This is a genomic window from Massilia eurypsychrophila, assembly GCF_002760655.1.
Lineage (GTDB): Bacteria > Pseudomonadota > Gammaproteobacteria > Burkholderiales > Burkholderiaceae_D > JAFCUW01.
The window spans coordinates 14,010-28,410 of the sequence record NZ_PDOC01000019.1 but is presented as its reverse complement, the minus strand read 5'-3'; the positions used below and the strand labels follow the sequence as shown (position 1 = coordinate 28,410).

Sequence of the window (14,401 nt, the reverse complement as noted above, 5' to 3'; positions counted from 1 at the left end):
CCTACCCCAGACTTGGTTCAGCGGCATCGTGGTCGTCGGCATATTTCCTCGCGTCATCACCGCGGCTCCTTACTGCAAAGCCGCTTTTTGCGTGACCCACACCGGCGCCGACCACAGCATGTTGCCGTCTTCCTGGGTCACGCGGGCGTAGTAGAAGTGTTCGCCTGGCGACGGCGTGATCGTCGTCGCCGCGGCGTGCGACAACTCCGTCACAGTGCCGTTGCGTCCCGGAACTCCCTCGAACACCACCACCGACGACACCGCCTTGCCGGCTGTGCTGGCAAAGTGCGCCAGCAAGGTCAGGCTGCCGCGGTTGACGAAACGCTCGCCCATCATCTTGCCGTTGGCGGTGAGCACCAGCTGCGAGCCCTTGTCCATCGTCGCGAATACGCGCCGCGCCCGGAGCGCGTCAAGGAAACTATCCTGCGTCAGCGAGGTGCCGGTCGGGATCAGCACGCCAGTGCGGTTGGTGTACGAAGCGCCCCAGTTGGCGCAGTGATTATCCTGGTTCGAGCTGAAGGCGACGTGAAAGCCCGCCTCGAGGGCGCGGTTGCAGGCCAGCTCGTAGTTGCTGCGGCGCGTTTCGGTTTCGCTGGTGTTGACCGAGAACGCGTTGGTGTTGACCACTTCGCACAGCGCCATCGCGTGGTCGCCATCTTCGCTGTAGCCCATCGGCACGCCGCCGACGATGAACTGGCCGCTGCGCGCCGGATGGTTGAACTGGCCGACCCAGTTGCGCTTGCGCATCAGTTGATACAAGGCGGCGAAGTCGTTCTTCGGCGTCAGGATATCGGCCAACAACTTGCCGTCGCCGTTGCGCTCCCAGCCGAGCAGTTCCGGGCTGTTGAAGATATTCAAGTGGCCGCCCCTGTCAATCACTCCCCACTCGAGTCCATACACGGCGAGAAAGCCCGGATTGCTGGCATTGAAGCGGGCGGCGGCGTCTATGCCCGAACGGAACAAGTTGCGCGCGGCGACTGGATCGGCGTTCGGCTCGGTGCCGGAGGAGCCGTCGTACATGTGGTTGTGCTCGGACGCAACGAGGATGTCGAGGCCGCGCTTGCTGGCGTAGGCGTACGCTTCGGCCGGGCCGGCCAGGGCGGACTGGGCCTGCTGCGCGCTCTTGCAGTTGGTCAGCTCGCCGCCCCCGTCGCTGTGGCCGGTCTGGCTGTGCAGGTTGCCAAGAAACACCGTGTACGGCAGCGACGCCGTTGCCGGCGCGACGCTGCTGGCGGCGCCGGGGCGCGGCAGCGCGCGAAACGCCGGCATCGGCGGCGCTGCCACGCGTCCGACGGCGATGCCCCAGCTTTGTTCGACGATGTCGTCGGGACCGACCGCGCCGGCGGCGCTCTCGTCGCGCGACCAGGCGCGCAGCTGGACGCGGTAGATGCCGGCCGCCGCGGCGGCGCCTTCGGCCAGGCCGTCCCAGCGCACATCGACACTGACCGGATCGCGAAACAGCGAGGTGACGCCGGACCACTGGCCGACGACGCGGCCGTTGGCGCCGACCAGGTCGAGGCGCCAGCTGACCAGCTGCACGGCGTCGACCTGCGGGTAATCGAAGACGATCGAGAAGGTGCGCGCCTCGCCGGCGGCAGCGTCGCCGTGGTAAGGAGCATGCAGGGTGGCGTCGAATTCGCGGTGATCGGAATCGTTTGCGGCAGCGGCGCCGGCGCACAGCGCCAGCATCAGGGGAAGTGCGCGGAGCAGCGATTTGGCGGCCATCTTGTCCTCACTTGAAACCGATCGATAGTGCAATGATCGCAACTTGGCCTATCGACAAGTTGATGCAAGGAATACAAGCTGGTGTTGCGTTTAGTACTTAATTGACATCGGTTAACAGCTGACCAGGATGGGTTTCCTCGGCCCAATAAAAAACCGGTGTCAGGTCTGACACCGGTATTCGGTTTTGACAACGGTGACGCCGGGATAGGCTCCGGCGTCCTTGTCTCTAGTGGGCGACGATCACCGGCCGCGCCACCGTCAGTTGCACCACGTGGTCGCGGCCATCGTCGACCAGCGTGACGGCGTTGCCCTGCTGCGCCACGCCGTCGACGCTGAGCGCCGCGCTGGCGCCGGCAATGACCGTGATCGCGTAGTTCGCCGTGCGATAACGGTACTGCATCCTGAACGTGTCCCAGGTATCGGGCAGGTGCGGCGCGATCGTCAGCCGGTCGCCGGCCAGGTTCAGGCCGAGCAGCGATTCGACGATCAGGCGATACATCCAGCCCGACGAACCGGTGTACCAGCTCCAGCCGCCGCGGCCGATGTGCGGCGACACCGCATACACGTCGGCGGCCACCACGTACGGCTCGACCTTGTACAGCGCCGCCGCTTGCGCCGTGCTGCCATGCTCGACCGGATTGATCATGCGCAGCAGCTCCCACGCCTTGGCGCTGTCGCCCATGCGGGCAAACGCCATCGCGGTCCAGATCGCGGCGTGCGTGTACTGGCCGCCGTTCTCGCGCACCCCCGGCACGTAGCCGCGGATGTAGCCGGGATTGAGCACGCCCTTGTCGAACGGCGGATCGAGCAGCTGCACCAGGCCGAAGTCGCGCCGCACCAGGCGTTGGTCGACCGCCGCCATCGCGCTGGCGACGCGCTCCGGATTGGCCGCGCCCGACAGCACGCCCCAGCTTTGCGAGATCGAATCGATCTGGCATTCGTCGTTGGTTGACGAACCGAGCGGGGTGCCGTCGTCGAAGTAGGCGCGGCGGTACCACTTGCCGTCCCACGCGTGCGCCTCGACGTTGAGCGCCAGCTGCTTCGCTTCGTTGTGGCAGCTGTCGGCAAAGGCCGGATCGTCGTGCAGCACCGCCACTTCAGCGAACTTGGTCAGCACGTCGTACAGGAACCAGGCCAGCCACACGCTCTCGCCCTTGCCTTCGTTGCCGACGCGGTCCATGCCGTCGTTCCAGTCGCAGGTGCCGATCAGCGGCAGGCCATGTTCGCCGAAGCGCAGGCCGCGCTTGATGGCGCGCACGCAGTGCTCATACAGGTCCGCGTTCTGGTGCGAGTGACCTGGCATGTCGTAATACGACTCCTCTTCCGGCGCCAGCATGCGCCCCTCGAGGAACGGCGCCGGCTCGGTCAGCACGCTCGCATCGCCCGTGCCGATGACATAACGATGCGTCGCCAGCGGCAGCCACAGGTAGTCGTCCGAACAGTGGGTGCGCACGCCGCGGTCCGATGGCGGATGCCACCAGTGCTGGACGTCGCCCTCGACGAACTGGTGGGCCGCGCACAGCAGCAGGTGCTCGCGCAGGATCTGCGGCTGGGTGTGGATCATCGCCATCGCGTCCTGCAGCTGGTCGCGGAAACCGAACGCGCCGCCGGACTGGTAATAGCCGCTGCGCGCCCACATGCGGCAGGCGATGGTCTGGTACATCAGCCAGCCGTTGGCGATGACGTCGACCATCGGCTCGGGCGTTTCGATCTGCACCGCGCCGAGGGTGGTGTTCCAGTGCTCGCGCACCATCTCTAGCGCGGCGGCGGCAGCGGCGCTGCCGTTGTAGCGCTGCACCATGCCGGCGGCGTCGGCGTTGCGGCGCCCGCCGACGCCGAGCATGAACACGAGCTCGCGTTCCTGGCCGGGCTGCAGTTCGATCATCACCTGGATCGCGGCGCACGGATCGAGGCCGGCACCGACCTTGCCGGACAGGCGCGCGCGGCCCATCGCCGCGGGGTTGGCCAGGTTGCGGTTGCGGCCGATGAATTCGTTGCGGTCTGCCGTCATGGTCTTGTTCTGCGCCTCGACCTGGAAGAAGCCGACGCGCCCGCTGAACTCGGTGTTGTAGGCGTTGCGCGCAAACAGGCCGCCGGTGAGCGCATCGATCTCGGTCACCACGTGCATCGTCGACTTCGAGCGCAGGTCGCCCAGCACCCATTCGACGTAACCGGTGACCGACAGCTTGCGCGGCACGGTGCTGTCGTTGCGCAGTTTGACGACCGAGTACTTGATCGGCGCATCGAGCGCGACGAAGGTGGTCAGTTCGCTGTGGATGGCCTGCTCGTCATGCTCGAACACGCTGTAGCCGAAGCCGTGGCGGGTAAGGTATTCGCCTTCGGCGCGCACCGGCAGCGCGGTCGGCGACCAGAAGCGGCCGGTGGCCTCGTCGCGGATGTAGAACGCCTCTCCGCCGCGGTCGGACACGGGATCGTTGTCCCATGGCGTGAGGCGGAATTCGTGGGCGTTCTCGCTCCAGGTGTAGGCCTGGCCGCTTTCCGACACCACCGAGCCGAAGCTCGGATTGGCCAGCACGTTGACCCACGGCGCCGGCGTGCGGCTGCCGGCATCGGTGCGGATCACGTATTCGCGGCCGTCGGCGGAGAAGCCGCCGATGCCGTTGTCGAGGATCAGGTCGGGCGCGCGGGAGACCGCCACATCGCCTTGCAGCTGGTACGCTTCCGGACGCGCTTCGAACACCGCCAGCGGCAGCTTCGGCTGCACCGGAGTGGCGCGCTTGATCTGGTCGGCCAGACTGCCGCGCGCATCGCTGACGATGGCGCGCGCCACCGACTGCATCAGCACGCGGTCTTCGTTGGAGATCTGGTCGAGCAGGCGCACGAAGATGCCGCCCGGGCGGTCGATCGCCTGGGCGTCGATGCCGGAGGCGATCAGCCCCATGATCTGGTCGTGCAGCGCCTGGCGGTAGCCGGAGTTGTCCTCGTACCAGATGACCAGGTCGACGACCAGCCCCTTCAGGCGCCAGTAGGCGTGCGCCTGCACCATCTGGCGCGCCAGGTCGATGTTGGCCGGGTCCTTGATCTGCATCAGCACGATCGGCAGGTCGCCCGAAATGGCGTACGCCCACAGGCCGGACTGGCCGCGGTGGTTGCGGATCAGGATCGAGGCGTCGGCGCGCATCGCCGCGTTCGGGTAGATGATCGAGCTGGCCAGGCGGCTGTAGAGCTGCGCGTCCGATTCGGTGGCGTTCAGCTGGCGCAATATCACCTGGCTGTGGGTCCACGCCAGTTCGAACACGCGATCGGCCAGATGGCGGTCCTGGTACTTGTCGATCAGGTGCAGCGCCGCTTCGCGCGTCTCGGTCATGCCGGTGACGACATCGAGCACCACCACCTGGTCGGGCTGCAAGGTCAGCTTGTAGCGGATCGCCACCACCGGATCGAGCACCGAGCCTTCGCCGCCGCCCAGGGCCTGCGGCTCGAGCAGCGCGCGCGGCGCGACGGTGCTGTTGGCGCGGCCGATGAAGTCGGCGCGGCTGGTTTCGAAACTTGCGTCGAGCAGCACGCCGTCGTGCACCGTCATCAGGTTCAGCATCCACGGCGAATGCTCGTCCTTGGCGCGCGGCCGGCGGGTGCACAGGATGGCGTTCTCGTTGCGCAGGATTTCGGTCTGCACGAACAGTTTCGAGAATGCCGGGTGGGCGGCGTCGGCCGCGGCCGGCGCCATCACCACTTCGGCGTAGCTGGTGAACTCGATCGTGCGCACCACCTGCGACTTGTTGGTGATGCGGGTGCGCCGCATCTCGATGTCGTCCTCGGGCGAGACGACGATCTCGGTGTACAGGTCAAGGCCGCGGTCGTGGCGGCGGAATTCGGCGCGCCCTTCCGAGAAGATCACTTCGTACTTCTTCGGCTCGATTAGCGTCGGCTGGAACGTGGTTGACCAGAACTGGCCGCTGTCGACGTCGCGCACGTAGCAGAAATTGCCCCAGTTGTCGGCGGTGGCGTCTTCGCGCCAGCGCGTCACGGCCAGGTCCTTCCAGCGGCTGTAGCTGCCGCCGGCGGCGGTGATCATCACGTGGTAACGGCCATTCGACAGCAGCTGCACTTCCGGCTGCGCGGTCGAGGCGGACGTGATGATCCGCATCGGCATCGCCGTTTCGGCCACCGGCGAGCGCATCGCGGCCAGGTCGGCCGTGTGCGAATGGAAGGCGGACGATTTCGGCACGCGCTCCTGCAGCACCAGCATGGTGGCCTGGAACAGCGGATCGGATTCGAAGCGGCGCTGCATCGGGCGGTCGTGCAGCAGGTACGACAGCGACAGGAAGCCCATGCCCTGGTGGTGCGCCATGAACGAGCGCACGACGGCGAACTCCTGGCCGCGCGGCAGGCGCGCGGTGGTGTAATCGATCGCTTCGTAGAAGCCGTACTTGCCCATGAAGCCGAGGCCGGCCATGCGTTCGAGGTTCTCGCACGCGGCTTCGGCGTCGACCATCAGGCCCATCATGGTGGCGTACGGCGCGATGACCAGGTCGTCGGCCAGGCCGCGCTTCATGCCGGTACCCGGCACGCCGAACGCGCGGTACTGGTAATTGAGGTTGGCGTCGACGGTGTTGTAGCCGGACTCGGAAATCCCCCACGGCACCCCGCGCTGCTTCGAGTAGTCGACCTGCGCCTTGATGATGGCCTTGTAGGTCTGGTCGAGCAGCGTGTTCTGGTAGGTCGGCATGACCAGCAGCGGCATCAGGTACTCGAACATCGAGCCGCTCCACGAAAGCAGCAGCTGTTCGCCGCCGACGATGCACAGCTGGCGGCCCAGCGCGAACCAGTGCTCCTGCGGGAACTGGCCCTGGGCGATGCCGACGAAACTGGCAAGGCGCACTTCGGAAGCGAGCAGGTCGTAGTAGCTGGCGTCGAGCCGGCGGTCGGTGACGTTGTAGCCGATCGCCAGCAGGTTGGTGGTGGTGTTGTAGAGGAAGCCGAAGTCCATGTCGGCGAACTGGCGCGACTGCTCGGCCAGGTCGGCGATCTGCAGCAGGCGGCGCTGCGCCGCGGCGGCGCCTTCGGCCACCAGCTGCGTGAGCGTGTGCTGGCGCGCGCGCTCGGCCGGCGCCAGGTCGCTGCCCGGGCTGCCGACGAGGGCAAACGCGGCCAGCTCGCGCAAGGTCGGAATGCGGGTCAGGCTGGAGTCGACGACGTATTCCTGCGCCGAGCGCATCCACGGCGCCAGTTCCAGCAGTTCGGCATGCGCGCTGCGGCACTGCTCGGCGAGCTTTTCGGTCCACGACTGCAGCAGCGGTTCGCCGACGGCGGCCGCTTCGAGCAGCGCGTCGGCCGCTTTCGACAGCTGCGCCAGCGCGTCGGCCAGGCCCGGCAAGGTGCGCGCTTCGCGCATGCGCTCGGCCAGCAGGCTGCGCATGGTGGCGATCGCCGCCACCGCTTCAGGGCTGGCGCCGCCGGCGTACTGGTCGACCACTTCGAGCGTGATGGCGATGCCGTGCAGCGTCTGCGCACTCGATATCGGCTGGTCGGCCAGCGCGCTCAGGCCCGGGGCCAGGGTCAGCAGGTGGCCGGCCAGGTTGCCGCTGTCGACCGCCGACACGTACATCGGCTGCAGCGGCGCGAGCGTCAGGGTGTCGTACCAGTTGTAGAAGTGGCCGTGATGGCGTTCCATGCGCGCCATGGTGGCAAAGGTGGCGCCGGTGCGCGAGAGCACCTGGTCGAGCGTGGCGAAGCCAAAGTCCCAGGCGGTCAGGTTGGCCAGCAGCGACATGCCGATGTTGGTCGGCGAGGTGCGGTGCGCCACTACCCAGGCCGGATGCTCCTGCATGTTATCGGGCGGCAGCCAGTTGTCCTCGGCGCCGACGAAGTCTTCGAAGAAGCCCCAGGTCTTGCGGCCGAGGGTGTGCAGGAACAGCGTCTGCTGGGCCGACAGTTCGGCCGCGTCGCGCTCGGTCGGCAGGCTGATCCACCAGGCGATGACCGGCGCCATGAACCACAGCAGCAGCACCGGCGCGGCGGCAAACAGCGCGCCCGGGTTGAAGTACGACAGCATCAGCGCGCCGCCGACGGCCAGCGCCGGCGAGAACCACATGCGCTTCCAGTTCGTTTCCATGTCGGTCGACGAGCGCGCCAGGTTCGACGGGCGCCATTCGAGCAGGCGGCGGTGCGAGGCGAGCATGCGCCAGCCGGTGCGCACGATGGCGTCGAGGCTGAACCAGGCTTCGTACGGCAGGAAGGCCGTCTGCAGCACGGCGTGGGCGAACATGACGCGCAGGCTCGACAAGCCGCCGGCCATGTGCTGGCCCCAGTCCATGTCGTGCGGTTTTTCGATCAGGCCAAACAGCGCGTTGACGAACGTCGGCAGGAAGATCACCGCCAGGATGGCGGCGCTCCAGAACCACGGCGACGGCAGCATCGCCCAGCACAGCAGCAGCAGCACGGTCAGGACCGGCGCCACCAGCGAACGGCGCAGGTTGTCGAACAGCTTCCAGCGCGACAGCGCCGACAGCGGGTTCGGCTCGCGCTTGCCGTTAAAGCCAGGCACCCGCGGCAGCAGCCAGCCGGCCAGCTGCCAGTCGCCGCGGATCCAGCGGTGGCGGCGGCTGACGTCGTCGCTGTAGCGCGGCGGGTAGGTCTCGTAGAGCTGGGCGTCCGACAGCAGGCCGGCGCGCAGGTAGCAGCCTTCCAGCAGGTCGTGGCTGAGGATCTGGTTGTCGGGCAGCCGGTCGCCGAGCAGGCGTTCGAAGGTGTCGACATCGTAGATCCCCTTGCCGATGAAGGAGCCTTCGTAGAACACGTCCTGATAGACGTCGGAAACGGTGCGGGTGTAAGGGTCGATGCCGGCTTCGCCGCCGCACAGGCGCTCGTAGCGCGACGAGTTCTCGCTCGGCAGCGAGGCCGTCACGCGCGGCTGCAGGATGCCGTAGCCTTCGATGACGCGCCGTCCGGAAGCGTCGAGCTTGGGCTGGTTCAGCGGGTGCGCCATGGTGGCGACGAACTGGCGTGCCGAATCGCGCGGCAGCTGGGTGTCGGTGTCGAGCGTGATGACGTAGCGGATATTGAGCAGGCCGTCGGTGTCGCCCACCACGGCGGAGAACCTGTCGCGCGCGCCGCCGCGCAGGAAGGCGTTGAGGTCGGCCAGCTTGCCGCGCTTGCGTTCATGGCCGATCCAGGCCCGTTCGCCCTCGCTCCAGACACGCGGGCGGTGCAGCAGCAGGAACGGCGCCGGCTGCATGTCGATGTCGGGCACGCCGTCGAGCATTGGCACGCCGACCGGGCTCGGGCTCTCCGGGTCGTGGTACTTGGCGTTGAGCTGGGCGATGGCGGCGCCGGCCAGCGCCACCAGTTCGGCGTCTTCCGGCATCACCTCGGCGGGGGCGTCGGCGAAGTCGGTCAGCAGGCAAAAGCGCAGGCCAGGATCGCGGTTGGCCAGGTAGCGCACTTCCAGCGCCTCGCACAGCGCGGCGACGTTGTCGGCGCTGTAGATCAGGGTCGGCACCACCACCATGGCGCGCGCATCGTCCGGAATGCCGTCCTTGAAGTCCATGCGCGGCAGCGGGTGCGGGTGCGTCAGCTGGGTGGCCATGAAGTTCACCAGCGCCAGCGCCAGCTGGCTCGAGCCGATCGCCGCCATCACCGCCAGCAGCACCAGCAGCACGCCTTCGAGGCCGCCGCGCCAGGCGGTCAGGGTGACGGTGGCGGTAAACAGCGCGGTAAACAGCAGAATGGCGCCGAGGTAGACGGCCAGCGGCGCGGCGCGGCCGACGGTGGCGAGGGCGGCGCCGGGCGCGGCGCGCACCTGCAGGCGTTTTTCCAGCGCCGGCAGGCCGGAGCCGACCAGGTAGTAGCCGATGTGGCGGGTGCGCATGTCGAGCCCACCCTGGGCCGGCGCGCGGTTGGCCTGCGCCAGTTCGAGCGCCTGTTCGGCGACCTGCAGTTCGGTGAAGCTGCAGCGCTTGGCCAGCTGCTCGATGATGTGGCGGTAGTTGTCGCGCGTGGCGAAGTCCATCTTGCCGTAGGTGTCGGCCGGATCACAGCGCAAGGTCTGTTCGACCGCGCTCATGGTTTCGACGAATTCGCGCCAGTCCATCGTGCCGAGGAAGCGCAGGCTGCCGATGCTGTTGCTGATGCTGACCTGGTCGGCGGCCTGCTGCTGAATCTCGGACTGGATCTGCTGTTCGATGGTCAGTCCCATGTCGGCCAGCCGCGTGGTGACCCATTGCAGCGCCAGGGTCAGCGCCGAACTTTGTCCCTGCAGGCGGCGCGCCAGTTCGGCGACAAAGCCGCTGGACATCGGCTGGCCGGAGCGCGCCATATCGGCCACCAGCAAAATCAGGTCGCTCGGGTTCTTCTCGGCCGTCTCGCTCATCTGGTCGGCCCAGGTGTTGGCGCGGTCGCGCTGGGTGCGGTTGTCGTAGACGCGCGCGGCGACCCGGCGCAGGTTCTCGATCAGCGCGATGCGCAGCATGATCGGAATGGCCCACAGTTCGCCCAGCTTGAGCGGCGCGCTGTCCTGGTAGGCGTCGACGAAGCGCGCCAGGCTCTCGGGATCGACGCGGCCGTCGCCGTGCGAGATGATCTCGAGGGCGATCTGGTAGACGCGCGGATTGCCGCCCGCTTCGTCGTTCGACAGGCGCGGCAGCTCGCGGCTGTAGTTCTTCGGCAGGTGGCGGCGCGCGGTGCGGATCTGCTCTTCGATGAGGTAGAAGTTATCGAGCAGCCATTCAGAGGCCGGGGTGATCTGGCGTCCGGCCTTGATGGCGGCGGTGAGCTCGGCGCAGGTGCCGGCAATGACCTCGGCGTTTTCGGTCAGCCGCGCCAGCAGGCGGTCCGGCCCGCCGCGCTTGCTCAGCTGGTGGCGCGCAGCCAGGTGCTTGCCGTGGGCCGCCATCTGGGCAGCGCTGAACAGTTCCGAGCGCAGTGGCAGCTCGTCGTCCTCGTCAGCGCCGCTGATGTTGTTACGGATGGCGTTTTGCCATGAGTAAAGCGTTTCCGACAGGATAGTTTTTTCTTGTTTCAACGGTGACCTCGCAAAGGCGTGAGCTGCCAATCCGCCAGACAGCGGGTTGCGACCGGGTCGGTTCAAAGCGGGAAAGCATGAGCGAACGGCTGCTTCCATGGTACCGCACGGCGCCGTTAACGACTGTGCGCCAGCGTACAGTACGCTATGGCCAGCCTGTGCGAGCTACCTGCATACGGGTCCAGCGCGAGGCCGGCGGCCACGTGCCAGGCGTTGCAATCGCCGGATCCGTGCCGACACTCCACGGCGGGGTCAGTGCCGGCAATCGAACACGGCCTCATCGATGCGCAGGCCTGTAGCGCTCAGGCCGTGTGCGTTTGCCGGCACTGACCCCGGTGATTGACTCTGACCCCGCCGGTTGACTCCGGTGGTTAGGCGGCCAGCGCAAGGCCGCCGGCCACGTGCCATGCGTTGCGGTAGCCGAGCGAATGCAGGTAGTGCAGGGCCTTCAGGCTGCGGCTGCCGCTGCGGCAGATGAACACCAGCGGCGGCTGGTCGCCGCGCAGCCATCCGGCGGCCTCGCCGCGCAGGCGCGATAGCGGCACGTTCTCGACGCCATGGCTGCCGGCCGGCGCCTGGCCGAGCGCGTATTCGAAGCTTTCGCGGACGTCGACCAGGCGCGCATCCGGGTTCGCCGACAGGAACGCTTGCAGCGCCTCCGGCGCCAGCACGCCGCCGGCGCTGTCGGCGCCGCCGGTGTCAAGGCCGGCGGACTCACGCACCAGGCCCGCACAGGCGCGCCAGGCTTCACCGCAGCGGCCGATGCGGGCGCAGGCAGCATCGATGAAGGCCTGGTCGGCCATCGGCCCGAACGACATGCGCACCGCGGCGGCGCAGCGCCACGCCGGCAGGCCCATCGCCGCGAGCACGAAGCTTGGCGCGGCGCGCGCGGCGGAACAGGCCGAACCGGCGCTGACGCGCACGGCAGCGGCGTCGAACAGATCGAGCAGCTCCTTGCCGGCCATGCCCGGTACCGAAAAATTGAGGGTGGTAGGCAGCGAGCCGGCGAACGGCATGTTGAAGACCACGCCGGGGAATGCCTGGCGCAGTGCGTCGGCCAACTGTTCGCGAAACCGCGCCAGCTGGGCCGCTGCGGCGAAGCCGTCGCCGTCTTCCAGCGTCCGCAGCACCGCGCCGAGGGCGGCGATGCCGGCCATGTTCTCGGTGCCGGAACGCTGCCCCGTCTCCTGCCCGCCGCCGGCCATCAGCGCGGTGTACGGCGCGCCGGCGCGCACGTACAGCATGCCGATGCCTTTCGGCGCGTACAGCTTGTGGCCGGAAAACGGCGCGTAGTCGATGCGGGTGGCGGTCAGGTCGAGGTGCAGCTTGCCGAGCGCCTGCACGCTGTCGACCATCCACAGCGCGCCGGGCGCGCACTCGGCGAGCACCGCTTCGATGCCGGCCAGGTCGGAGATGACGCCGGTCTCGTTATTGGCGGCCATCGTGCAGACCATGGCGGCGCGCGGCGCCAGGTCGCGCAGCACGTCGAGCCGGTGCAGGCCATCGGCGTCGACCGGCAGCGCGCACAGCGCCAGGCCGGTGCCGAGCAGCGCGTTCCAGTGCGCCAGACATTCGGGCACCGCTTTGTGTTCGGTGGCGCCGTACAGCAGCAGGTCGCCGACAGGCACGCCCTGCAGCTGGCGCGCGCGCACCGCACACAGCACCGACAGCACCGCGGTCTGGATGCCTTCGGTGGCGCCGCTGGTAAACGTCAGCTGGCCGGCGCCGGCGCCGAGCAGGCGGCGGGCCCGCGCACGCACGGCGTCGAGCATCGCCTTCGCCTTCAGGCCGGACGCGTGGCTGCTGCCCGGGTTGCCGAAGCGCTGACCGAGTGCATCGGCGGCGGCGGCGATCGCCGCGGGCAGGGTTGGCGACGTGGCGTTGGCGTCGAGGTAGATTTCGCTGTGCATGGCGGGACGATCAAAAAGAGGTGTTGAATGCGATTTTGTTGGGTAATATGGTACGGCGTTGCCCAAGGGAATACATGCTATATTTTCTCTTTATTTCACCAGGTGCAGCATGGGCATTCCGATATGAGCGAAAAACAATGATGAATTCTCTCGATAAGTTCGATTGCGCGATACTGGCCGCCTTGCAGGGCGACGCCACGCTGTCGATCGCCGGCCTGGCCGAGCGCGTGGGGCTTTCGAGCACGCCGTGCTGGAAGCGCGTCAAGCGTCTCGAGGAAGAGGGCTACATCGAAAGCCGGGTGAGCCTCATCAACCGCAACAAGGTGGGGCTGCCGGTGACGGTGTTCGTCAGCGTGCGTACCACCAGCCACGATGAAGCGTGGCTGGCGCGCTTCGCCGCCGCCGTCATCGCCCTGCCGGAGGTGCTTGAGTTTCACCGCATGAGCGGCGACGTCGACTACCTGCTGAAGGTGGTCACCACCGACATCGGCGGCTACGACCGGTTCTACAAGAAGCTGATCACGACGGCGAACCTGACCGGGGTGTCGTCGGCGTTTTCGATGGAGCAGATCAAGTACTCGACGGCCCTGCCGCTCGACCTGATCGCGCATAAGCTGCCAACATAAAAATAACCAGGAGATTTTCCGATGACCCGTAAAAAAATCATTCCGCTGGCACTGGCGTCGCTGATACTGTGCGCTCCCGCCATCGCGCAAGACCAGGTGGTCAGGATTGGCCTTTCCGGTCCGCTGTCGGGCGCCAACGCGTTCGCCGGCAAGGACAACGAAAACGGCGTGCGCCTGGCCATCGAAGAACTCAATGCCAAAAAAGGCGCGGCGGTGGGCGGCAAGAGGCTCAGGTTCGAACTGATGTCCGAAGACGACCAGGGCGACCCGAAGGCCGGCGTCATCGTCGCGCAGAAGTTCGCCGACGCCGGCGTGCGCTTCGTGCTCGGCCCCTACAATTCGGGCGTGGCGATTCCCGCTTCGCGCGTGTACAACGACGCCGGCATCGTGATGTCGACCGTCGGTACCAATCCGAAGATCACCGAAAGCGGCTACGGCGCGGTGTTTCGCATCGTCGCCAGCGACACCCAGGTCGGCTCCGCGGTGGCGAACTACGCGGCCAGGCAGCTCAAGCTGAAGAACGTCGGCGTGATCGATGACCGCACCGCGTTCGGCCAGGGTATTGCCACCGAATTCAAGCGCCAGGCCAAGGCGGCCGGCATGACCATCGCCGCGCACGAATTCACCACCGACAAGGCGACTGACTTTGCGGCCATCCTGACGGCGCTCAAATCGAAGAAGGTCGATGCGATCTTCTTCGGCGGCTATGCGCCGCAGGCAGCGCCGATGGCGCGCCAGATGCGCCAGCTCGGCCTGAACGTCAGGCTGCTCGGCGGCGACACCCTGTGCAGCCCTGAGATGGGCAAGCTTGGCGGCGACGCGGTCGGCAGCAACGTGCTGTGCGCGCAGGCCGGCGCGATGCTCGAGAAGCAGGCGGCTGGGCCGGCGTTCCAGGCCCGCTACAAGGCGCGCTTCAAGCAGAACCCGGACGTCTACGCGGCGCCGTTCTACGACCAGACGATGTTCATCGCGCAGGCCATCCGCAGCGCCAGTTCGCTCGACCCGTCGGTGGTAGCCACGGCGATGCACAACATGAGCCACAAGGGCGTGGTCGGCAATTACGCGTACGACGCCAAGGGCAACCTGAAGACGTCGACCGTGACGATCTACACCTTCAAGGACGGCGTTCCAGTGCCGCTCGCAAGCTACTAACAAAA

The 14,401-nt window shown here is 67.3% G+C and carries 5 protein-coding genes; 2 read left to right on the top strand and 3 right to left on the bottom strand.

The window, feature by feature from the left end; all coding sequences use genetic code 11:
- Positions 1 to 69: 69 nt before the first annotated feature.
- The 3 genes from CR105_RS21870 to CR105_RS21860 all read right to left on the bottom strand — a co-directional run bounded on the left by CR105_RS21870 (position 70) and on the right by CR105_RS21860 (position 12,618).
- Positions 70 to 1,725: a CehA/McbA family metallohydrolase gene (locus CR105_RS21870; RefSeq protein WP_218968740.1), complete on the bottom strand. Its 1,656-nt coding sequence runs from the start codon at positions 1,723 to 1,725 to the stop codon at positions 70 to 72.
- 226 nt (positions 1,726 to 1,951) lie between these two features.
- Positions 1,952 to 10,708, bottom strand: a complete 8,757-nt coding sequence (locus CR105_RS21865) for a glycoside hydrolase family 94 protein (RefSeq protein ID WP_307189649.1) — start codon at positions 10,706 to 10,708, stop codon at positions 1,952 to 1,954.
- Positions 10,709 to 11,079: 371 nt separating this feature from the next.
- Positions 11,080 to 12,618, bottom strand: a complete 1,539-nt coding sequence (locus CR105_RS21860; RefSeq protein ID WP_099792174.1) for an aminotransferase class V-fold PLP-dependent enzyme — start codon at positions 12,616 to 12,618, stop codon at positions 11,080 to 11,082.
- A gap of 140 nt (positions 12,619 to 12,758) precedes the next feature.
- Between CR105_RS21860 and CR105_RS21855 the strand changes: the two genes are divergently transcribed.
- Positions 12,759 to 13,244 (top strand): Lrp/AsnC family transcriptional regulator, encoded by a 486-nt coding sequence (locus tag CR105_RS21855; RefSeq protein WP_099792241.1) that lies wholly within the window; start codon positions 12,759 to 12,761, stop codon positions 13,242 to 13,244.
- A 21-nt stretch (positions 13,245 to 13,265) separates the two neighbouring features.
- Positions 13,266 to 14,396: a branched-chain amino acid ABC transporter substrate-binding protein gene (locus CR105_RS21850; protein ID WP_099792172.1), complete on the top strand. Its 1,131-nt coding sequence runs from the start codon at positions 13,266 to 13,268 to the stop codon at positions 14,394 to 14,396.
- Positions 14,397 to 14,401: the final 5 nt, after the last annotated feature.

Coding starts and splice junctions, on each gene's coding strand:
- CR105_RS21850 (WP_099792172.1), top strand. CDS start 13,266: ATGACCCGTAAAAAAATCATTCCGCTGGCACTGGCGTCGCTGATACTG.
- CR105_RS21860 (WP_099792174.1), bottom strand. CDS start 12,618: ATGCACAGCGAAATCTACCTCGACGCCAACGCCACGTCGCCAACCCTG.
- CR105_RS21870 (WP_218968740.1), bottom strand. CDS start 1,725: ATGGCCGCCAAATCGCTGCTCCGCGCACTTCCCCTGATGCTGGCGCTG.
- CR105_RS21855 (WP_099792241.1), top strand. CDS start 12,759: ATGAATTCTCTCGATAAGTTCGATTGCGCGATACTGGCCGCCTTGCAG.